We start from the raw sequence: 23,838 nt of genomic DNA on the forward strand, positions 1-23,838 counted from the left end.
GGAAGCAAGTATTAGGTGTTAAAAAGGTAGGAATCTATGATATTTCTTTGAAATTGGTGGCGACTCGATTCTCAGTATTCAAATCATATCTCAAGCAAGTCAAGTGGGATTAAAACTTACTCCAAAGCAAATGTTTGAATGCCCAACCATTGCCGAGTTGGCACAAGTGGCTATAGAAATGCAGGGAGTACAAGCGGAGCAGGGAATTGTGACAGGAGATGTGCCTCTTACTCCAATTCAGTACTGGTTCTTCGAGCAAGAACATTCACGTCCGGAGCATTGGAATCAATCGATGCTTTTAAGAGTAAAAGAGAGATTGGACGTTAAGTTACTAGAGGGAGCAATATTAAATTTACTCAAACATCATGATGCTTTACGTTTCCGGTACGAACAGTTACCAAATGGAACGTGGAGGCAGAGAAATGAAGGGACTGATGAGCGGTCTGTACTTCATGTGGTAAAACGGAACAAAGCTAATGAACAAGCGTGGAATAAAGTAATACAAGAAGAGATGAACATTACACAAGCTAGTTTCAATTTAGTTACAGGTCCGTTAATGAGAGTAGTTTACTTCGAGGATATCTCAGATGGAAATGATCGACTATTTTGGGTGATTCATCATTTAGTGATAGATGGAGTATCGTGGAGAATTCTATTGGAAGATTTACAGGCGGTATATAAACAGATGAAACAAGGTCAAGGAGTCCGCTTACCTGCGAAAAGTACATCTTTTAAAGAGTGGTCGGAACGACTGCAGACATACAGTGATTCGGGTATTTCAAAAAAAGTACAAGATTATTGGAATGAACGGGTAGAAAAAGAAACGATGAAAATTCCAATGGACTACCCAATACAAGAAACAACAGAAGAATCCATTGATCAAGTGACGAGGACTTTAGGAGTAAAAGAAACACATGCATTGTTACAAGAAGTTCCAGTGACTCATAAGACAAGGATTAATGAGGTACTATTGGCGGCATTAGGACAAGCTATCGTCGATTGTACAAATCAGCAAACGGTTTCTATTCATCTAGAAGGACACGGGAGAGAAGAGATGATTGAAGGTATTGATCTATCACGGACAGTGGGCTGGTTCACGAGTATTTATCCTGTTCATCTGAATTTTCAAGGAACTAAAACACCTATTGAAGGATTAAAGGCTGTAAAAGATCAATTGCGTCAAATTCCGAATTGCGGAGTTGATTATGGTATTTTAAGTTACCTGAAAAAAGAATCACTTCCGTTTTATCAGCAAAAGCCTTCAATAAGCTTTAACTATTTGGGCCAATTTGATCAAGTGTTTTCAAAGGAATCTTTGTTTATGCAAGAGACAGGGTTTACATTTTTAAATCATGCTCCAGATTCCAAACCATCGCATCTAATTGATGTTATCGGTATGGTAAAAGATGAGAAGTTACATTTTGTTTGGATGTATAGTAGAGAACAGTTTTCTAGATTGAAAATTCAAGCGATAGCAGATGGTATGTTGAGGCATCTTCGTCAACTTATAAATAAACCAACAACAGAGTCTGCTTTTACAGTATCAGATTTTGCTGATGCGGAGGACCTTACGGAAGAAAGTTTGAGCAAAGTATTACTTAAATTAACAAAGAAAAGGGTGTAAAGATGGGAGACGTTATAGATATATATGGATTATCACCTTTGCAAAAAGGAATATTGTTTCATACTTTATACGATCAAGATGATGAACATTCTTTTTCCTACATTGTACAAGTAGGCTTCTTGCTCGGGGGGCAATTGGATGTTGCTACTTTTGAAAAGGCTTGGGAATATGTTATTCATCGACATGAAGTTCTACGCTCAGTATTTGTGTGGGAGGAAGTAGAAAAACCTCTGCAAGCAGTTTACCAACGTCTTCCTTTTACTATTCATCAAGAGGATTGGAGTGCCCATTCGCATGAGGAGAGGGAGAAGAAATTACACCAGTTTTTGACTGCAGATCGTAGAAAAGGATTTTTATTGGATGAAGCACCGTTGATGAGAGTCACTGCGATTAAAGAAGCAGAAGAGGAAACGAGAATCATTTGGACACATCATCATATTTTGCTAGATGGGTGGAGTGTGTCATTGGTCTTTAGTGAAGTGATGGAAGTTTATCTCAAGATGATAAAGGGAGAATTGTTGAATCTTCCTAAACCTCTTCCTTATAAAAAATATATCCAGTGGATAAATAAACAAGATCAAAGTCAAGCAGAGGAATTTTGGACAGAAGAATTAAAGGGGTTTTATGCACCTACGCCATTAGCGATGGAAAGAAAAGATCAAGAACAGGAGAAGGGCTATGGAGAGTGTGTTTATCAGGTATCTGAGGAACTCACTGAGAATTTTACAAGAGTGGGTACGAAATAGTCGATTAACATTGAATACGTTAGTACAAGGCGCATGGGCCTATTTGATGAGTAGGTATAGCGGTGAAAGTGACATCGTATTTGGCGTAACTAGCTCTGGACGTCCTACTGATTTGATAGGAGCAGAGAATATGGTAGGTCTATTTATTAACACATTACCTACTAGAATTCGATTAACGAATGATACATTAGTAGTAGATTGGCTTCGTAAAATACAGATGAAAGAAATGGAACGAAGACAATATGAATATAACTCGTTGGTTGATATTCAAGGGTGGAGTGAGGTTCCGCGGAATAGCTCCTTATTTCATACCTTGTATGTGTTTGAAAAATTACCCAATTCAAGGTGAGAGAAATGATGATTTAAGATTACTAGATGTTAAAAGTGTGGAACAAACAAATTATCCTTTAACACTCATTGTAATGCCTGGTAAGGAAATTACTTTAAAGTTGATGTATGACCGGAGCTATTTTAATGAAGAAACAATAAATCGAATCCAGGGTCACTTATTGCAAACATTAATTCAGATGAAAAAGAGCCTAGATTCAAAGCTCTCCGAAATTACTCATTTAACAATGGAAGAGCAGACACAGTTACTAGAGGAATGGAATAATACTCAAGTAAAATATTCAGCTGAGGGCATGATTCATACGGCATTTGAGGAGCAAGTTAAGAAAACGCCAGGAGCAATCGCAGCTATTTACGAAAATGAACAAATTACCTATAGAGAGTTGGATGAGCGTGCTAATCAGTTAGCACATTATTTACAAAAGCGTAGTGTAGGTCCAGAATCTCTTGTCGGAGTATATATGGAACGTTCATTACAAATGGATGATAGCGTTATTAGGTATTCTAAAATCAGGAGGGGCATATGTTCCACTTGATCCTACTTATCCAGAGAGTCGGCTTCGTTATATATTAGAGGATGCTGGAATTGAAGTACTAGTGACGGAAGAGAATTCTGAAAATTTATATATATCTGAAGACGTTGAAACGATTTGTATGAATCAAGATTATACTGCAATTGAAAAAGAAGAATCAACCCATGTATAAGTGGCGTAACAGGAAGAAGTTTAGCGTATGTTATGTATACCTCAGGATCTACAGGGAATCCAAAGGGGAGTGATGATTGAGCATCATTCAGTAATTAATTATCTAGAATGGATGCAACATCAATATCCACTTTCTGAAAAGGATGTGGTCTTGCAGAAAACGCCATTCTCATTTGACGTATCTGTTTGGGAGTTATTTTGGGGTATTCACGTGGGAGCAGGTGTATCTTTCCTGCCTCCAGGTGGAGAAAAAGATCCTTCCATTATAGCTGAAGTGATTGAAAAACATCAGGTTACTATTGTTCAATTTGTACCTTCGATGTTATCTGTTTTCTTAGATCACTTCAATCATATTGAATTGAACATGAATTGTTCGTCCGTACGTCATGTGTTTTCTGGTGGGGAAGAACTAAGTTCAGGGTTGGTTCGACGATTTCAACAGCAATGGAATCATAGCGGACAAGTAAAATTAACCAACTTTTATGGACCAACTGAAGCCACTATTTATGTAAATGCATTTGACTTGCAACCTATTCAAGAATTTGTGTCTATTGGGCAGCCGATACAGAACACGCAATTATATGTATTTGACCAGAATCAACGCTTGCAATCAATAGGCATAGAGGGTGAGTTATATATTGGTGGTGCTGGTTTAGCGCGTGGATATTTAAATCGTCCGACTCTCACTGCCGAAAAATTCATTTCGCATCCATTTCGATTGGGAGATCGACTATATCGAACAGGAGATTCAGTAAGATATCTAACTGATGGAAATTTAGAATTTATAGGGAGAATGGACCATCAAGTAAAAATGCGTGGTTTTCGGATTGAACTAGGAGAAATTGAAGCGACTTTAGAAAAATGTTCGTTTATTAAAGAGGCTGTCGTATTAGTTAGAGAAGATCGTCCGGGCGATCAGCGATTGGTGGCATATGTGATAAGCAATGGAAATACCCGAAAGTGGCGAGAGTATCTACAAAACCAATTGCCAAATCACATGATTCCAGCGCACCTTGTAGAGTTAGAACAGTTCCCGCTTACTCCGAATGGGAAAATCAATCGAAAGGCCTTACCAGCACCTGATGAGCGACCTATAGGGAATTTAAATGTTCTACCTCGGACGCCTTCGGAAGAGCTTATTGCCTCGGTTTGGAGTCAAGTGTTAGGAACAGAAAATATCGGTATTCAGGATTCCTTTTTTGAACGGGGTGGGCACTCACTACTCGCTACTCAAATCGTCTCTCGATTACAAGAATTGTTCCAGATTAAAATCCCGCTACGTGAACTTTTCAAGCACGATACAGTGGAAGCATTAGCGAAACGAGTAAATCAGTTGCGCAAAGAAGATAAAAAACGAGAGGTTCCATCCCTTGTACCTATGATGCGGGAAGAATTTATTCCACTTTCCTATGCACAGAAACGCCTATGGTTTATTGATCAATTAATGCCAAATAGTGCGATGTACAATATTCATGCAGCGTGTCGTTTAACAGGAAAATGGTCAATTGAAGCATTGGAGGCCGGATGGAATCAGTTGTTGAAACGTCATGAATCATTACGGACGATAATTCTAGAACAAGAAGGTGAACCTTTTCAACAGGTTCAATCTCATGTATTCAGATCCATCCCTCAAACGGATCTAACAGACCTCTCTTCGGAAGATAGGGAAAGAGAAATGAAACGGCTCATTCAAAACGAAGCGGAGGAGCCATTTCACTTTGGACAAGGTCCTCTGATTCGAACACGAATATTGAAAGTGGACAGGGAAGAATGGATTCTCCTTTGTACGATGCATCATATTATTTCGGATGGGTGGTCAATGGGAATCTTACTTGAAGAATGGATGGCTTTTTATGAAGGAGCACTAAGTGGAAAACCGGCGGAACTGAAGGAGTTATCTGTCCAATATGCAGACTTTGTCATGTGGCAGAAGGCATGGCAAAAATGAAGAGAATTTGGATCAGCACCTCCAATATTGGAAGGAAGAATTGTCTGGGGAGCTACCGGTTTTACAATTACCGATGGATCGTCCTCGACCTGCGGTTTCAAACCCACCGTGGTGCGAGTCAGTCCTTATTAGTGGCGAATTCCCTACTGGAAAAGCTCAAAGATTTAAGCCTGCAAGAAGGATCCACTTTATTTATGACCTTGATGGCAGCGTATCAGAGCTTCCTTTCTCGTTATTCAGGACAAGACGACATCTTGGTTGGGAGCCCAATTGCAAATCGAAATGTTAAAGAGATTGAAGGATTAATAGGTTTCTTTGCAAATACGTTGGTTTATCGAGCTGATTTCAGTGGAAATCCGACGTTCCAAGAACTTTTGTCGCAGGTACGAAAAAAAGCACTAAAAGCATACGAGTATCAGGACATTCCATTTGAGAAAGTGGTTGAATCCGTAAAACCGGAACGGAATACAAGTCATTCACCGATATTTCAAACTATGTTTACTTTACAGAATACGAAACAAGAGTTTCCTCAGCTATCTGAAAGACACATGGAACTCATGGGAAGTCATGCTTCTGTCGCGAAATTTGATTTGAGTTTATTTGCTTCTGAGACGGAAGAAGGATTATCACTAACCTTTGAATATAATACTGATTTGTTTAATGATACAACCATTGAACGTATGGCAAGTCATTTTGAACATTGGTTATATCAAATTGTATCTTATCCAAAAAATTTATTATCGGAAATGGATATGTTATCGAAAGCAGAATATAAGCAACTACTAGAGGAATGGAATGAAACAGGTGTTGTAGATATACGAGAAAGTACGATTCATACATTGTTTGAAGAACAAGTGAAACAAACACCAGAAGCAATTGCAGCAGTGTGCGAAGATGAAGAACTAACATATCGAGAATTGGACGAACGCTCGAATCAGCTGGCTCATTATCTACAGAAAAATGGTGTAGGATGCGAGTCATTGGTTGGGATTTGCGTTACACGTTCATCCGAGATGATTGTCGGCCTCTTAGGAATCATGAAGGCAGGAGGAGCATATGTCCCAATTGATCCAGCGTATCCGGAAAGTCGACTGCAATATATTTTAGAGGATGCTCATATAAAGGTACTGGTGACACAGGAAAAGTTACAGCAAAAAATGGTTTTACCTAAATCTGTTGACGTAATTTGTATTGATCGTGATCGAGCAGAAATAGAACAAGAAGTAACTACGGTGTGTACAAGTGGAGTGATGAGCAATAACTTAGCCTATATCATCTATACTTCAGGTTCCACTGGAAATCCAAAGGGAGTAATGATTGAGCACAGAAATACAGTAACAATGATTCATTGGGCGCATCACACATATTCCCGAAAAGATTTAACAGCAGTGTTGGCTTCAACTTCGCTATCCTTTGATTTATCCGTTTTTGAAGTGTTTGTTCCCTTGACAATGGGTGGTAAGGTGATTGTCGCTGAAAATGCTCTACACCTAGACAGGCTGTTTACCAAGGGTGTGACCCTGGTCAATACTGTGCCATCAGCAGCAAAGGAACTGGTTCGAGCAAATACAATCCCTTCTTCGGTAAAGGTGATGAATTTGGCTGGAGAACCATTGCCACATGCACTTGTTCAAGACTTATACGAGAGAAGTCCGATTGAAAAGGTGTACAACCTATACGGGCCATCCGAAGATACTACGTATTCCACATATATGGAATTAGAAAAGGGTGGCATGCATAGGGTACCACCAATTGGTAAACCAGTCTTTAATACGGAAGTATATGTACTGAGCGCGGAACAAAAATTGGTTCCAATTGGTGTAGTTGGTGAACTTTACATTGGTGGATCAGGATTAGCACGTGGATATTTAAACCGCCCTGACTTAACAAAAGAGCGTTTTATACCGCATCCGTTTAAAGATGGAGAGCGAGTATACCGGACTGGAGATCTAGTAAGGTATCTGCCGGATGGGAATTTGGAGTATCTTGACCGAATCGATCATCAGGTGAAAATTCGTGGGTTCCGGATTGAACTAGGAGAAATTGAAGCGACATTACAAAAGCATGCATTAGTTAACGAAGTCATTGTGATGGTGCGGGAAGAATATCCTAGTGATCCACGTTTGGTTGCTTATGTTGTGGGAGATGGGGATGCTCATACGTGGCGTGATTATCTCAAGGCCCAGTTACCAAATTACATGGTTCCAGCCTATTTTGTCGGATTGAACGCATTTCCACTCACCCCAAATGGGAAAATTGATAGGAAGGTCTTACCAGCACCAGAGAGACAGGAGATAGCGAGTGGGTATATTGCCCTTGTACGTCTACGGAAAAAAACAATCGTTTCAATATGGCATCAAGTTTTAGGTGTAGAAAATATTGGAATCCAGGATTCGTTTTTTGAAATCGGTGGCCATTCATTACTTGCTACGCAAGCTGTTTCCAATCTTAAAGAGGCTTTTGGAATTGAGATACCATTGCATGATTTATTTATGTTCCATACGGTGCAGCAATTGGCAGAACAGATTGATCAATTGCTCTATAACAGAAATCAAGGAATGCAGAATGATAGTAAGGATAATATAAGTCTTCAAGACTATATTCAAAAAGAAGCAGAAGTGAGTAATGATGAAGAATTACTTGAACTGCTTAAGCAATTAGAAGAGCTATCAGAGGAAGAAGCACAAGGGATATTCGAGAGTAATTTGATTGAGGAAGGGGTAAAAAAATGAGAAGTGATTTACTTGCAAAGCTGAGTTCGCTTTCTCCTGAGAAGAGAGCTTGGCTTCAGAAGAAAATGCAAAAAAAGGAGAATAAAGAAGCACTCCCATTGTCTCATGCACAACAACGTTTGTGGTTATGGACAGATTTAACCCAAACAGTTCTTTATATAATATTCCAACGGTATGGGCGTCTAAAAGGAAATTGGATTCCTGAAGCATTAGAAAAGGGATTCAATCGACTCATTGAACGTCATGAATCATTACGAACCGTTTTTAAAGAAGTAGGAGAACAACCTGTACAACATATTGTCGATTTCCTTCCTAGCATATTACCTGTAAGGGATTACTCTCACCTTCCTCTAGAAGTAAAAGAAAAAGAGGTAGATAGTTTAATTGTGAGAGAAGCACAAGAACCATTTGATTTAATGAATGGCCCTTTAATTCGTAATCAGCTTGTTCAATTAGGAAAGGATGAATGGTTATTACTGTGTACGATGCATCATATTATTTCTGATGCTTGGTCCATCGGTATATTCATGAATGAATTACTTGCTTTCTATGAAGAAGAAACGGGCGGGAATCCTGCTAAATTAAATTCACTATCAATTCAATATGCAGACTTTGCGAAGTGGCAAAAGGAGTGGTTGCAAGGTGATGTGCTAAATCGTCAACTCGCGTATTGGCAGGAAGAATTGTCTGGGGAGCTTCCTATATTACAACTGCCAGTGGACCGATCTCGACCGGTTACGCAAACTTACGCTGGGGATACGCATCATGTGATTTTTCCTTATAAATTACTCAATCAATTGAAGGATATAAGTCGACAAGAAGGGTCTACCTTATTTATGACTTTAATGGCTGCATACCAGAGCTTTCTTGCCCGTTATACGGGGCAAAAAGATATTCTCGTTGGAAGTCCGATTGCAAATCGGAATCATAAGGGAGTAGAAGGATTAATTGGTTTCTTTGTTAATACGTTGGTTTACCGAGCGGATTTGAGTGGAACCCCTACTTTTCGGGAGATTTTGCTTCAAACAAAGAAAAAGGCGTTAAAAGCTTACGAATACCAAGATATACCGTTTGAAAAAGTGGTAGAAGCTGTGCAACCTGAACGAAGTATGAGTCATTCTCCTATCTTCCAGACCATGTTTACACTACAGAATATAAAACAAGAACGACTAGATTTGTCTGGTAAAAGTATCGAAATGGTAGAAAGTATATGTCTATTGCGAAATTTGATTTGAGTTTAACTGCCTACGAAGTGGATGAAGGTCTATTTGTCTCTTTTGAATACAACAAAGATTTATTTGATAGTAGTACTATTGCACGTATGGCGGACCATTTTGAGAACTGGTTAAATGAAATCGCGTTTCACCCAGATAAATCATATACAAAGCTGTCAATGTTATCGGACACAGAGCGGAAACAGCTCCTAGAAGAATGGAATGACACTGACGTAGTTTATGGTCATGAGTCTATGATTCATGAGCTGTTTGAGAAGCAAGTTGCACGTACACCTGATGCGGTGGCGGTAGTTTATGAAGGTGGAAAGTTAACTTATCAAGAACTCAATGAAAAATCGAACCAATTGGCACATTATCTACAAAAACGGGGTATAGGACCTGAATCATTGGTTGGTATATGTATTGAACGTTCTCCTGATATGATTATTGGTCTCTTTGGGATTTTGAAAGCAGGTGGGGCTTATGTCCCACTGGACCCAAGTTATCCCGAAAACCGCTTGAGATACATTTTGGAGAATTCACAAATTCAAGTGTTGTTAACAAAAGAGGCACTACAGGACTGGTTACCTAAAGATATCCAAGCAATTTGTTTAGACCGGGATCAGGTAATGATTTCTAAAGAGAGTAATTTGACTCCGGTGAGTGAAGTGACAGCAAATAACTTAGCGTATATCATATACACTTCGGGTTCAACAGGGAATCCAAAGGGAGTAATGATTGAACATCACTCGGTAATCAACCGCCTACAGTGGATGCAGAAAAAATATCCATTATCTGAGGAGGATGCAATTTTACAAAAGACACCGTTTTCGTTTGATGTTTCTGTCTGGGAATTATTTTGGTGGTCATTTGTAGGAGCACGTGTTTGTTTACTTCCACCCGGAGGTGAGAAAGATTCTGCGATGATTGAGGAGTATATCGAACGATATCGCGTGACCACGATGCACTTTGTTCCGTCGATGTTATCTACTTTCTTGGATTATATGGAACAATATAAATCGAAAAGAGATGTATCGTCATTAAATCAGTTTTTACTAGTGGAGAAGCATTAAACACTGAACAGGTTCGCCGGTTTAAGGGGGGATTTTACGATGTTCAGCAAACGAAGTTAATTAACTTGTATGGCCCTACCGAAGCGACTGTGGATGTGACTTGTTATGATTGTGATTTAGAAAAAAGAACCAATGCTTATTCCAATTGGTCGTCCAATTGATAATACTGAGTTGTATGTATTGGATCAACATCAACAGTTGGTACCGATTGGTGTGGCGGGGGAACTTTACCTTGGTGGAGTAGGCTTGGCGCGTGGCTACTTCAATCGATCAGATTTAACTACTGAACGTTTTATTCCGCATCTCTTAAAGAAGGGGAACGATTATATCGAACGGGTGATCTAGTGAGATATATGAATGATCGTAACTTGGAGTATATTGGAAGAATAGATAACCAAGTCAAAATCAGAGGGTTCCGAATTGAACTGGGAGAAATCGAAGCAGCTTTACATGATCACTTATCTGTAAAAGAGGCTGTCGTGTTGGTGAAGGAAGATCGACCAGGAGATAAGCAGTTAGTAGCTTATGTAGTGGGTGAAGGGGATACTGGAGAGTGGCGTGAATATCTCAAGAAGCAACTACCACATTATATGGTTCCGGCATACTTTTTCAAAATTGAAGGGATGCCACTCACTCCAAATGGTAAGGTGAATCGGAAAGCCTTACTGGAATTGGAAGCGCAGTTCATAAGTGAAGATATTACTTCATCACGAACACCAGTGGAGGAGCTCATCGTTTCCGTATGGAGCCAAGTGTTAGGTATAAAAAATATTAGTGTTCAGGATTCCTTTTTGAAATCGGTGGTCACTCGCTACTAGCTACTCAAGTAGTGTCACGTTTACAGGAAATCTTTCAGATCGAATTACCGGTACGTGAACTATTTGAGTATGCAACGGTGGAGTCACTGGCAAAGCGATTAGATCAGTTACGTAAAGGAGATAGAAAACGAGATTTTCCGCACTAATGCCGATGGAACGAGGGGAAACTATTCCACTATCTTATGCCCAACAGCGCTTATGGTTTATCGATCAATTTACACCTAATAGTGCACTTTACAATATGCCAATAGTATGCCGCCTTACAGGGAGTTGGCTACCTGAGGCATTGGAAACGGGATGGAATCAGCTAATAGAGCGTCATGAATCATTGCGGACGGTCTTTTCATGAAGTGAACGGTCAACCCGTACAGCAAATTGAACCGTATGCTTTTCGATTAATTCCGAAAACGGATTTAACTATGTTTTCTCCAGAAGACCGAGAAGAAGAAGTTAAACGTTTGATTCAACAAGAAACAGAAGTGCCATTTGATTTAGGCGAGGGTCCACTGATCAGGACAAGTATTTTGCAAGTGGGAGAGGAAGAATGGATTCTCCTTTGTACTCTACATCATATCATTTCAGATGGATGGTCAATGGGAGTCCTACTTGAAGAATGGATGGCATTCTATGAGAAAGCTACGGATGGAAAGGTAGCAGAACTTGAACCATTACCGGTTCAGTATGCCGACTTCGCTCAGTGGCAAAAAGGATGGTTGAAGGCGGAAGTGCTTGATCAACAACTCCAATATTGGAAGGAAGAATTGTCTGGGGAGCTTCCTGTACTCCAACTTCCTATGGATCGCCCGCGTCCCGCAATACAAACTCATGACGGGTCGACATACACTCTGGTTCTGCCAAGCACGCTACATGACAAATTGAACGAATTTAGTCGCCAAGAAGGGGCTACACTCTTCATGACGCTGTTGGCTGCATATCAAAGTTTTCTATCACGTTATACGGGACAAGAAGATATTCTGGTCGGAAGTCCAATTGCTAATCGAAATTATAGAGAAATTGAAGGACTTATTGGTTTCTTTGTCAACACATTGGTTTATCGGGCTAATCTGAGTGGTAGACCGACATTTCAGGATGTTTTGTCTCAGGTTCGTCAAAAGGCATTGAAGGCGTATGAATATCAAGATATCCCTTTTGAAAAAATTGTAGAAGTTGTACAACCAGAGCGGAGTACAAGTCATTCGCCAATCTTCCAGACTATGTTCATCTTGCAAAATATGAAACAAGAGTTCCCGGTGTTATCTGGTAGAAGTATTGAAATGATAGAAAGCCATAGTCCAATCGCAAAGTTTGATTTAAGTGTAATGGTAGCTGAGACGGAAGAGGGAGTACGTTTTACTTTTGAATACAATAAGGATTATTCAATGCCACAACTATTGAACGGATGGCAGGGCACTTTGAGAAATGGCTACACGAAGTTTCCCATTACCCGCAAAATCCGTTGCATAGTCTGAGCATGCTATCGGAACCTGAGCGTACTTTGTTATTAGAAACATGGAATGACACTGTAATGGAAATGCCCCCACAGGGTCTTATTTGCGACAGATTTGAGGAACAAGTAGCAAAGCGTCCTGAAGCGATTGCGGTAGTTGATCAAACAAAAGATTGGACTTACGGTGAACTGGATGCACAAGCAAATCAGTTGGCAAATGCTTTACAGCGAAAAGGAGTTGCTCCAGAGTCAGTCGTGGGAGTTTATCTTCCGAGGTCGGCTGAGCTCATGGTAAGTTTACTGGGCATATTAAAAGCTGGTGGAGCTTATGTCGTTTTAGATCCGTTGTATCCAAAATCAAGGTTAGAATACATGATTGAAGATGCAGGAATTCAATTTGTAGTGACGGCGGAAGGACAAGAAGGCCTTTTCGAACAGGTCGAAATGGTAAGGTTAGAAGAATTAACAGTGGAAAGCGTAATCGCACCTACGCGGCAGATAAATCCAGAGAACTTAGCTTACATTGTCTATACCTCTGGTTCTACAGGAAAACCAAAGGGTGTCATGATTGAATATCGCTCATTAATGAATATGGTTTCTTGGCATCAAGAAGTTTATCGTATTACAGCAGAGGATCGTGCGACTCAGATTGCAGGGATTGCTTTTGATTCGGCCGTCCAGGAGATTTGGCCGTATCTAACTGCTGGTGCAGCACTCTACTTGTCAACAGAGGAACTGAGAATTAATCCAGAAGCACTAAGAGACTGGCTCATTGATTCGCGAATAACAGCTAGTTTTGCACCTACGCCTATTCTGGAAAGACTCTTGAAATTATCTTGGCCAGGTAAAACGGATCTTCGTTTTATCATTACCGGCGGGGATCAATTAACGCAGTATCCATCTAACGATATTCCTTTTGCGGTAATCAATCAGTATGGTCCATCGGAAAATACCGTTAAGTCAAAATAGTAGAATTAAACATGATATGGCGATAGGGATTATGTTCACATCTGTTTTTGCCGTAGGGATTATTTTAATTACCTTTATGAAGAGTAGTTCTGATTTGTATCATATTTTATTCGGAAATGTCCTATCAGTTCGTTCTTCTGATATGTGGATGACACTTATTATCGGAGTGGTTATTATCGGGCTTGTGATGTTGTTTTACAAAGAATTACTCGTATCCACTTTTGATCCAACGATGGCGCAAAGTTACGGATTACCAAACAAATGGATTCATTATGGCTTAATGATTCTACTTACAATGGTTACAGTAGCATCACTTCAAACTGTAGGAATTATTTTAGTTGTCGCTATGCTTATTACACCAGCGGCTACAGCGTATTTATTAACAAATCGTTTATGGGTCATGATTTATTTAGCTGCAGGTATTGGTGCACTTTCATCTGTAGTAGGGCTATATTTTAGTTTCTCTTATAATCTTGCTTCAGGGCAACAATTGTTCTTGTCGCAACATTCTTGTTCGCATTGGCATTCTTTTTTTCACCGTCACAAGGTTTGTTTTGGAGAGCTATCAAAATTAGAAAAAATAGAGCAGAGTTGTCATAATTGATTGGAGGATAAAGATGAAATTCAAAAATGTTTTATTATCGATACTTTGTATTTTCGTATTTGCATTAACAGCGTGTTCGAGTAACACCAATGGAAAAGAAGAGGGCAATGGAAAATTAAAAATTGTAACTACATACTCCATTATATATGATATGGTGAAGCAAATTGGTGGAGATAAAGTTGAGATTCATAGTCCTTGTTCCGATTGGAGCTAACCCGCATGAATATGATCCATTACCAAAAGATGTTATGAAAATGACAGATGCAGATATGGTGTTTTACAATGGATTAAACCTAGAAGAGGGCGGAGCATGGTTTAAAAAACTATTGAAAACTGCAAACAAATCAGAAAAAGATGCACCGGTTTATAAAGTAAGTGAAGGTGTAGAGGCTATTTATTTAGAAACTAAGGGATTAGAAAAAGAACCAGATCACATGCATGGATGAATATTAAAAATGGTATTTTATATGCTGAAAATGTGAAAAAGGCATTAATTAAAGAAGACCCTAAAAATAAAGAGTTCTATACTAAAAATGCCGAAAAGTATGTAGCAGAACTTCAAAAGTTACACGATGAGACAGTGAATAGAATTCATCAAATTCCTGAGGGAAAACGTTTCTTAATCTCTAGTGAAGGTGCTTTTAAATACTTTTTTGGAAAAGCATATGACATTAAGACGGGATACATTTGGGAAATTAACTCAGAGAACCAAGGTACGCCAGATCAAATTAGAGATGTTGTAAGTGTAATTCAAACAAACAAAGTTCCAGCTTTATTTGTAGAAACAAGTGTAGATCGACGTAGCATGGAAACTGTTTCAAAAGAAACAAACGTGCCGATTGCAGGGACAATTTTTACAGACTCACTAGGTAAAACGGATGAGGATGGAGATACGTATTTGAAAATGATGAAATGGAATATAGATACAATTATTAATGGGTTACAAAAGTAAAACCTATCTGTTTATCAAGGTAGCGTAACTATTGAAGATTTTTAAAATAAGAGAAAAAAGGCCAACTCCTAGGAGTTGGCCCTTTCGTTTATGTATTATGTTTTAATTTTCTATGTTTAATAATTAGGATATACCCAATGTAAATCGGATGTAATTGTACAAAATTATTTAGTTTAAGTCGCGATATATAATACACGCCTCGTTGGTCCATTTGATCTAAATCGTCCAGTGAATAACAGCCTAAATCCCGAATACATAAATCGCCAGGTCGTAATGTTGCTAAACATTCTGTTCCAAAGGTCTTATCAGTGTTCTTACCCGGTTCAACTTGAAAATTTAAAACCTGTCCACTATGTAAATCATATTCTAATTGATCTTTATACCTGCTGTTTGTGCACAACCACCCGATCCAGGATACACACTAGCTAAATGTTTTGGCACTTGAAAAATCGTCGCATCTAAAATACGAATCTGTTGAAAATAGGTAATTGAAGAGCTTGGAATCACTGATGTTTTACAAATTTTATTTTTTAATAATATAGAGAAGATATGTTTTAAAAAGCAAGCAGCCTTCTTATTGAAGCGTTTATTTAGTCCTTCTGGACTCATAAGAGTTCCTGTAACAGCATGAAGTTGACTACACAGTCGAACTAAGGAATCACTCGCTACACGTTGACTAATCCATACACAAATAATAGCTAAATCACGTCCTGAAAATTTACGCTTTCGTTGTACAAAAGCTAGTTCTCTAGCGAGTTTTTCTAAAAATGATGGGGTAAGATGTTGATGTAATTCTTCAGCAAATAATTGTAGCTCGCTTCGAATCGAAAGATTCATAAAAATCTCATCCTTTCTAATAATCAAGCTTGTTTAGAAAGAATAACGTTTTTTTATACCTGAGGATAGTGAAAACTTCGCGTCTTTCTTACAAATATCGTGAATTCATTTTAAATTCGCACAGTTTTCTGTTAATTAAAGGAGACAAACTTGGATATATATGCTAACATCAGGGAGGAATTGTAAAGGGAACTGGAAAAATGGAGGTAATTATGAAAACTTTCATATATATGGTGAGACACGGGGATTCACCGAAATTTGGAAAAGAAGAGACAAGAGGATTAACTGAAAAAGGAAAATTAGATGTTCAACGAATAACAGATGCATTACAAGGTGAGGGAATCGACGTTGTTATCTCAAGTCCATACAATCGCTCAATTCTAACTGTTCAGCAGTTAGCGAAGCAAATAGGACAAGAAGTTATAGTATTTGAGGACTTAAAAGAGAGAATTTTTATTGCTGAAGAGGAACGAATGTCGGATAAAGAATTATTCCCTTTGATAGAAAAGTCATTCTTAGACCCCGACTTTGCTTTAATGGGAGGAGAGTCTAATGTAGACTGTCAGAAACGTGCTATAAAAGTTTTAAAAGAATTATTAAACACCTATCGAGGACAGAAAGTAGTATTAGGCACTCATGGAGCTGTAATGACTTTGATGATGGGATATTATGACAGTAAGTATGATTTGAATTTTTTACTACAGACATCAAAACCAGATATATATAGAATGGAATTCAATGGGCAGGAATTGGTGGAAGTTAAAAGATTGTGGGAAATTTCATAGATTGACTTTATTCATCCATAGCTTACCTAAATGACGTGTATTATAAGAAAAAGGGTTACTGCGGTAACCCTTTTTCTTATGGCACTGACGGGGATTGAGTTCAACAATATAAAAATTTGGTTTCTTAGCGTACAAAATTCACGTTTTGTTCTTGCTATCCCGAGGTGAAATGGGGAGGGAATGTTTTTGAGCAGGATATTTTTAAAGTTATTTTTTAAATCAATCCTATTTGTTTTCTTATGTGGTATTGTTGTTTTTTCTATATTTCAGATTATTTTTGTCTGGAGTGTTTCGACAGGATTAGGGAGAGATGATATAGTCGGATTTTCTGATAATAAGTATGTAATTGGTCGTCCACCTGTTAGCTATAATTTATATAAAAAAGATAGTGGAGAAACTATATTAGATAATGTTATTGGTTATAAAAAGGAAAAACTAAAAGCTATATTCGGAATGAAATTGAATTTGTAGTAATAAATGAGACAAAGGGTAGCTATGAATTGTATAAAATAGAAAAGGCTTCAGAAAAGGATATAGAACGGCTGAAAGAAATGAAGAAATTAGAATAAAAGAGACCATCTGAAAGGTAAAAATGTACACTTGTTATTGTTAGATCTAAAAAATGGTTTAGACTGATAACTGGGTTTTATTTTATGAAAAGAATTATTATTAAAATAAAGCATTAGGGGTTCAGTCCCATGCCCTCAAGCTAATATTTTGAAGTGTCCTCAAAACGAAAATTTTCTTCGTTTTGGGGAACTACCAATTTCTTAAGTTGACGGACATGCGGCTGTACCACATATTAGAAAAAACGATATTTTGATGCAAAGTTATGGTGTAAGCAAGAGCATGAAAGTTCTATCGCCAATTCTTTTTTTGATATAATAGATGTGAAGCAGGAAATAGATAGAAAGATACTGCTAGTAATTTATACTTAAATGTAGGGTAACTAACTGTTACGATTTATTTAACCAATTATAACGAAAGTTAATTAAATATATCAGTAAGCCCTGCTAGTCCAGTGATTGGCTAGTAGTGAGGGTTAACTGCGGGCAATCCCTAAAGCTGATTGAACTACAACGTGGCTAGAAATAGCGAGCGTGAATGTTGCGAAAGCAGAAAAAATCAATCAGATGGTGTAAGGTTAAATCCTAAACACTAGAACAATGGGTCTTCCGCCTCGAATCATCTAAGTCAAAATGGATAAGATGAACGTTCAACGACTATCTCGTATAACTGACGAGAGTACATCACAAGCCTATGGTGGTGGAAAAATCCTCTATCTCTAAAGAGATAAACATATAGTCTGCGCTCATGTGAAAATATGAGAAGTTCATAAGAGAACTGGCTAAGGAATTGCGCCCTTAGTTGAACGAGATAAATTTGATTGAATTGTATAGATTTAGTTAAGTTTATCGTATCGGAGATTGAACAGAGTTATGGGGACAGAAAAAGAAATTAGTTCCGCTAAATTAATATGGAAGATGACGCGCCCGCATACGTTAACGGCGACGTTTTCTCCTGTAATTTTAGGAACAGTGGCATCACTGTATGTTACAGACATTCATTGGCTTTTATTTATTGCGATGATGGTTGCATGTTTAGCATTGCAAATAGCAACGAACTTATTTAATGAGTACTATGATTTCAAACGTGGATTAGATACCGCTGATTCTGTTGGAATTGGTGGTGGAATTGTCCGTCATGGATTGAAGCCAAAAAATGTATTAACAGTTGCGCTTTTATTGTATGTGGTAGCAGCATTTATTGGAATTTATATTTGTATGAATAGCAGCTGGTGGTTAGTCGTCATTGGTTTAATTGGGATGGCGGTTGGCTACTTATATACAGGTGGTCCATTACCAATTGCGTACACTCCATTTGGAGAATTAGTTTCTGGACTGTTAATGGGGACATGTTTTGTACTTATTGCTTTCTTTATTCAAACGAATACGATAACGATTGAAAGTGTATTGATTTCCATTCCAATTGGAATTTTAGTAGGTGCAATTAACATGTCGAATAACATCCGAGATATCGAAGAAGATATTAAAGGTGGAAGAAAGACGTTGGTAATCCTCCTTGGGAGAGAAAAAGCAGTGGTAACACTAGCTGTAGCCTTTTTCATTGCTTATTTATGGATTGCCGTAATTGTATTGATGGGTTATATAAGCCCTTGGGCATTAGTTATGTTCCTAGGTTTGAGAAAGCCAATCTCTGCAATTCAAAGTTTCCAAAAAGGAGCAAAGGATCCCGGGTATATGCGCATCGCAATGAAATCAACAGCGATGACAAATACGATTTTTGGCTTCTTATTATCAGCAGGATTATTAATTAGTTATCTGTTTTAAATAAAAACCCCAGTTTCTCAATTTTAATATAGAGAGATTGGGGTTTTTATTTCTTTATTTCTTTAATAATGATCAAAACCTTTTATAAATCTACATTATGTAATAGATTAGTTGAGATAAAGATCAGGATGATTAGAGGAATGATTTTAATATTTGTCTAAGTTGTAGAGTGATTCAATAAAAAAATAGTAAAATGCGATATTTATTTATTGAAAAACGATAAATGTTATGTTAATCTTTAAAAAAAGATAGACAAGGATGAAGAAGAATGAAAAAAATATTTTTAGTTGGACTTTCTACCATAACTTTAATTATTATTGGTTTTGTCTCTTACATTACATTAACAACGAAAGATCCATTAAGTGACAAAGAATTTCCAAAAACTCAAGAAAAAGCAAAGGCAACTGCTATTGAATATTTCCAAAAAGAAAAACAGTTAGATGTTGTTATAACTAAAGTTGGAGTAGTGGGAGAAATAGGATATAAAGTTTGGATCGAAGGGCATGAGCTGAATAATGAACAACAAAAATTGATGCAATTATAGATGTTGCAAAAGAAGATAAATATAAAGTAATAAGTTCTAATATCAATTAAATATCAAGTATTACGTATAATTGATATTACCTTATAATTCTACCTTTAATATGAAAAAGCGCTATCCTGTTTGTAGAAATATACAGCAAGGATGGCGTTTTTGTATGGATCTTTTGATTCAAGATGGGTTTCATTATTCGCTGGAGAATTACAGCTATCTCTGCATTTTATCTTTATATCAGCATGCTATTATCTTGATATAACTATGTTGCATTTAGTAGTGACAGAAATAGTGAAAGATTTCTAATTGGTTAAAATATATAATGAACTATTTCTTCATAAAAATAAAATTAATCGTGGGGAAGATGAAATATGCAAAGAACAATTTTAATTGTAGAAGATGAAGATATTTTACGTGAAATTATGAAGGATTACCTACTAAACGAAGGGTATAACGTCTTAGAGGCGATTGATGGGAAAGAAGCGTTATCTATATTTGAAGAACATGAGGTACATTTAATTATTCTAGACATTATGTTACCGGAATTAGATGGTTGGTCGGTTTGCCGGCGAATTCGGAAGAAATCTAATGTACCTATTATTATGCTAACGGCTCGGGTGGATGAAGATGATACCTTACTCGGATTTGAACTGGGAGCAGATGATTATGTTACAAAACCATATAGTCCTCCTATTTTATTGGCAAGGGCAAAACGATTAATTGAAAGCCGATATTCTTCCACTGTTAATGTATCTACTACAGACACATTAACTAGTAGTGGTATCCATGTACATTTCCCTTCTCGTACAGTCACTGTAGATGGGGAAGACATAAGTATGACACATACAGAATTTGAAATATTAACGTATTTCATGCAAAATCAAGGGATTGTAATTTCGAGAGAACAACTAATCACTAAAATTTGGGGTTATGAATTCGCTGGGGATGATCGTACTGTTAATAGTCATATCCGTAATTTGCGTCATAAATTAGGGCAAAAAGCGACTTGTATTGTAACCGTTGTGCGAACTGGTTATAAATTTGAGGGACAGGTATGAAAAAGGGAATTGTATTAAAACTATTTATATTAACAACGGCATTATGCACACTTATTTTAGTGACTATTTTTATTGGACAAACCATATTTTTTAAGCAATATTATTCGAATCGAAAAGTTAATGATATTAAAACGAATATTCAATCCTTTGAAAAGGCATATATAAAAGCTGGAGATGACGTGAAAAGGATTCAAGAGTTGGAACAAAATTTCTACCAAGATAATGCGACATGGATTACAACGTTAGATAGTGTAGGGAATATAAAATATGCAAATGATTTTTCTTTAGAAATTCAGTTAGATCCTAACGGAAATAACACCTTTTCTGAACGTTCAATTCAGATACCGTTGTATAGTTTTATCAATTTAGAAGATATACAAAGGATAAAATATAGTTTAGAACAGGGGAATCATATTATTATTGATGGAGTACAGAAGGGGGATATAGTGGTTCCTGCGATGTTAACAATAAAAGAGAAGAATGTTGGGCTAGAGAACAAGCAACTATCAGAAATGTTATATGGACAAAAAAACGCATCTTCAAAAGAAAGTTCGCAATTATATTTAGCAGGAAGCATTAAGAACGTGCAATTACCGGAGGGGACTGTAGGAACTAATTCTATTTATGGAAATCGTGTGTTAATAGATAGAATAAAACAATTTCAGGTTGATTTAATATTAAATCAAAAACCAAATAATATTACTTCTACAGAAATAGTGGACTATGAAGAAAATGATATTAAATATAAACTATTAATCAAACCAACAATAGATGCAGATGGTAAGGTAAATTACATATTTGCTATGACATCATTACAGCCAGTTGATGAAGCTGTGCAAATGATAAAGGATTATTATGTATATTTAATTCTATTTGTATTGATTTTAATCGTTTTGATATCGTTCTATTATTCAAATAAAATCGCCAAACCACTATTACAAATAAATGATACTACAAAAAAAATCGCTGGTTTAGATTTCTCAGAGACGATACCTATTACTACAAAGGATGAATAGGCGATTTATCAAAAAATATTAATACACTTTCTAAAGCTTTGCATTCGTATATTAATCAATTGCAGCAAGATATAGAAAAAGAAAAGCAATTAGAAAATACACGTAAAGAATTTATTGCGGGTGTTTCACATGAGTTAAAAACGCCTTTAAGTATTATGAAGAGCTGTATTTCAATTTTGGAGGATGGTGTTGCTAGTAATAAGAAGGAGTATTACTTTAAAGCAATGTCAAAAGAAGTAGATAAAATGGATATGCTCATTATTGATATGCTGGAGTTAGCAAAATTCGAGTCTGGTACGTATAATATGGAAATGGATGTTTTCCATATTGATGAGATGATTGATTATATATGTGAGCAGTTAACCTCGGATATAACAGCTAAGCAATTACATGTCCATAAACAACTTTCTAAAATTGAGGTAGTTGCAAATCCACATCGAATAGAACAGGTGGTTACTAACTTTATTACGAATGCGATTCGTTACACACCAGAACATGAGAATATTATTATTTCTACAATAGAAGAAAATGAACGTGTAAAGGTATGTGTAGAAAATAAAGGGGTTCATATCGCGCCAGAACATGTAGAGGAAAATATGGGATCGTTTCTATCGAGGAGATACGTCTCGTCAACGTTCAAAAGGCGGAACAGGATTGGGCCTTGCTATTTCAAAAAATATATTAGAGCTGCATGGCGCGGAATATGGTGTTTCGAATACAGAAGATGGAGTGTTATTTTTTCTTCTATTTAAATAAAAACGTGTAGAATTGTCGTTCTACACGTTTTTATCATTTTTAAACCAAAATCGACATTATCTGCATTTATCTTTATCAGCATTCATTACTATTTTCATTAGAAACTGAATGAAAAGCTGATAAGGAGATTGTTAAAATGAAAAAAAGAGTGACATTGCTTTTATTTATTATATTAATAATAGGCACAGGAGTTAGTTTTATACATGCTAAGGGGCATAAAAATATATCACAAGAGGATTTACGATTAAGAGGAAAAACAATTGTAATTGATCCGGGGCATGGTGGAGGAGATAAAGGGACGAAAGGAAAGAAATTTGGAACGATTGAAAAAGATCTTAATTTAAAAGTAGCACAAAATATAAAGAAAGAATTAGAAGAAAGAACGGATGCAAAAGTTATATTGACACGTGAAAAAGATACTAGCTTACTTCCAGAAACAAAGCAAAAAGAAGAATTACAAGCACGTGTCAAAGTAGCTAAAGACCATTCAGCGGATCTTTATATTAGCATTCATCATGATGCTTTTGAGGATATAAATGTAAAGGGAATAACAACTCATTATGGAGCTAATAAAAGGAAAGATAAAAAGTTAGCTAAGACCGTACAAGAAGCTATTTTTGATCAAAATATAGACAGCCGAGATCGAGGTGTTCATGGCAGTGATTTTCTTGTCTTACGAGAAAATCCTTCTCCGGCTATCCTAATTGAGTTAGGGTTTACATCTAATGCGAATGATGAAAAAAGAATGAATTCAGAAGAATTCCAAACAAAATCGCAAAAAGGTATTGTGGATGGCATTATTAATTATTTTATTATGTAATAAAATAGGCAAATAGAAAAATACTATTCTTTCTAAATCTTAATTAGGAAGAGTAGTATTTTTTATTTTGGGTGTATATCCAGTTTTCCAAATTAGAAACAAATATTCTTCTAAAGATTGGATGCAATAGGCTATTCTTTAACTGATTTCGACATTATCTGCATCTTATCTTTATCCGTCTCTATTAATCTATTTATTGTAGATACGGTTGAAACTAATGATTCAGTCGAGTAAAGGCTCAGCCTTATAAATAATGAATATGAAAATTAATAGGGAAAGGATCGAAAAATAATGAAAGAATCACAAAGTAAGAAAAAAACAAGTCGATTAACTAAGGTAATAATATCTCTAGGAGTTGTTTTAGCAACGACCTTTTTCACATTCTTTTTAATAGGGGAATGGAACTCTATCCCAGCGAAAGGAGTAGCTAATGAAAGTAGTAAACAAGTTAATACGCAACAACAAGAAAAGAAAAAGGAAACATCACCAGTAAAACAAAAA

5 protein-coding genes and 9 pseudogenes are annotated in these 23,838 nt (G+C 36.8%); 13 read left to right on the forward strand and 1 reads right to left on the reverse strand.

What is annotated here, in order from left to right:
• The 5 genes and pseudogenes from I6L50_RS34530 to mntA form a co-directional block, all read left to right on the forward strand.
• Positions 1-8,102 (forward strand): annotated as a pseudogene (locus I6L50_RS34530) (amino acid adenylation domain-containing protein); the annotation flags it as partial.
• Positions 8,099-9,337 (forward strand): condensation domain-containing protein, encoded by a 1,239-nt coding sequence (locus I6L50_RS35595; protein WP_257475543.1) that lies wholly within the window; start codon positions 8,099-8,101, stop codon positions 9,335-9,337. The pseudogene I6L50_RS34530 and the gene I6L50_RS35595, both read left to right, overlap by 4 nt.
• Positions 9,313-13,623 (forward strand): annotated as a pseudogene (locus I6L50_RS36095) (amino acid adenylation domain-containing protein). The gene I6L50_RS35595 and the pseudogene I6L50_RS36095 overlap by 25 nt, the downstream one beginning before the upstream one ends.
• Positions 13,610-14,223 (forward strand): annotated as a pseudogene (locus I6L50_RS34540) (metal ABC transporter permease); the annotation flags it as partial. The pseudogenes I6L50_RS36095 and I6L50_RS34540, both read left to right, overlap by 14 nt.
• A 17-nt stretch (positions 14,224-14,240) precedes the next feature.
• Positions 14,241-15,179, forward strand: a pseudogene (gene mntA / locus I6L50_RS34545) (manganese ABC transporter substrate-binding protein/adhesin MntA).
• A gap of 151 nt (positions 15,180-15,330) precedes the next feature.
• Here mntA and I6L50_RS34550 read toward each other — a convergent pair.
• Positions 15,331-16,016 (reverse strand): annotated as a pseudogene (locus I6L50_RS34550) (IS4 family transposase); the annotation flags it as partial.
• Positions 16,017-16,228: 212 nt separating this feature from the next.
• On the opposite strand from I6L50_RS34550, the gene I6L50_RS34555 reads away from it, so the two are divergent.
• The 8 genes and pseudogenes from I6L50_RS34555 to I6L50_RS34590 form a co-directional block, all read left to right on the forward strand.
• Positions 16,229-16,801 carry a histidine phosphatase family protein gene (locus I6L50_RS34555; RefSeq protein ID WP_016101094.1) on the forward strand — a complete coding sequence of 191 codons (573 nt, stop codon included), beginning with the start codon at positions 16,229-16,231 and terminating at the stop codon, positions 16,799-16,801.
• A gap of 186 nt (positions 16,802-16,987) precedes the next feature.
• Positions 16,988-17,370, forward strand: a pseudogene (locus I6L50_RS34560) (hypothetical protein).
• A gap of 870 nt (positions 17,371-18,240) precedes the next feature.
• Entirely contained in the window at positions 18,241-19,152 is a 912-nt protein-coding gene (gene menA, locus I6L50_RS34565; RefSeq protein ID WP_219303023.1) for a 1,4-dihydroxy-2-naphthoate polyprenyltransferase, read from the forward strand.
• Positions 19,153-19,420: 268 nt separating this feature from the next.
• Positions 19,421-19,746 (forward strand): annotated as a pseudogene (locus I6L50_RS34570) (hypothetical protein).
• A gap of 312 nt (positions 19,747-20,058) precedes the next feature.
• On the forward strand, positions 20,059-20,745 hold the full coding sequence (locus tag I6L50_RS34575; protein ID WP_219303021.1) for a response regulator transcription factor: 687 nt from the start codon (positions 20,059-20,061) through the stop codon (positions 20,743-20,745).
• A pseudogene (locus I6L50_RS34580) lies at positions 20,742-22,527 on the forward strand (sensor histidine kinase). Before I6L50_RS34575 ends, I6L50_RS34580 begins: the two are co-directional and overlap by 4 nt.
• Positions 22,528-22,653: 126 nt before the next feature.
• A complete protein-coding gene (locus tag I6L50_RS34585; RefSeq protein WP_219303017.1) occupies positions 22,654-23,337 on the forward strand; it encodes an N-acetylmuramoyl-L-alanine amidase family protein in 684 nt (227 codons plus the stop codon).
• Between the two features lie 291 nt (positions 23,338-23,628).
• Positions 23,629-23,838, forward strand: a pseudogene (locus tag I6L50_RS34590) (polysaccharide deacetylase family protein); the annotation flags it as partial.

The sequence above is a fragment of the Bacillus sp. FDAARGOS_1420 genome, assembly GCF_019344915.1.
GTDB classification, from domain to species: Bacteria; Bacillota; Bacilli; order Bacillales; family Bacillaceae_G; genus Bacillus_A; species Bacillus_A mycoides.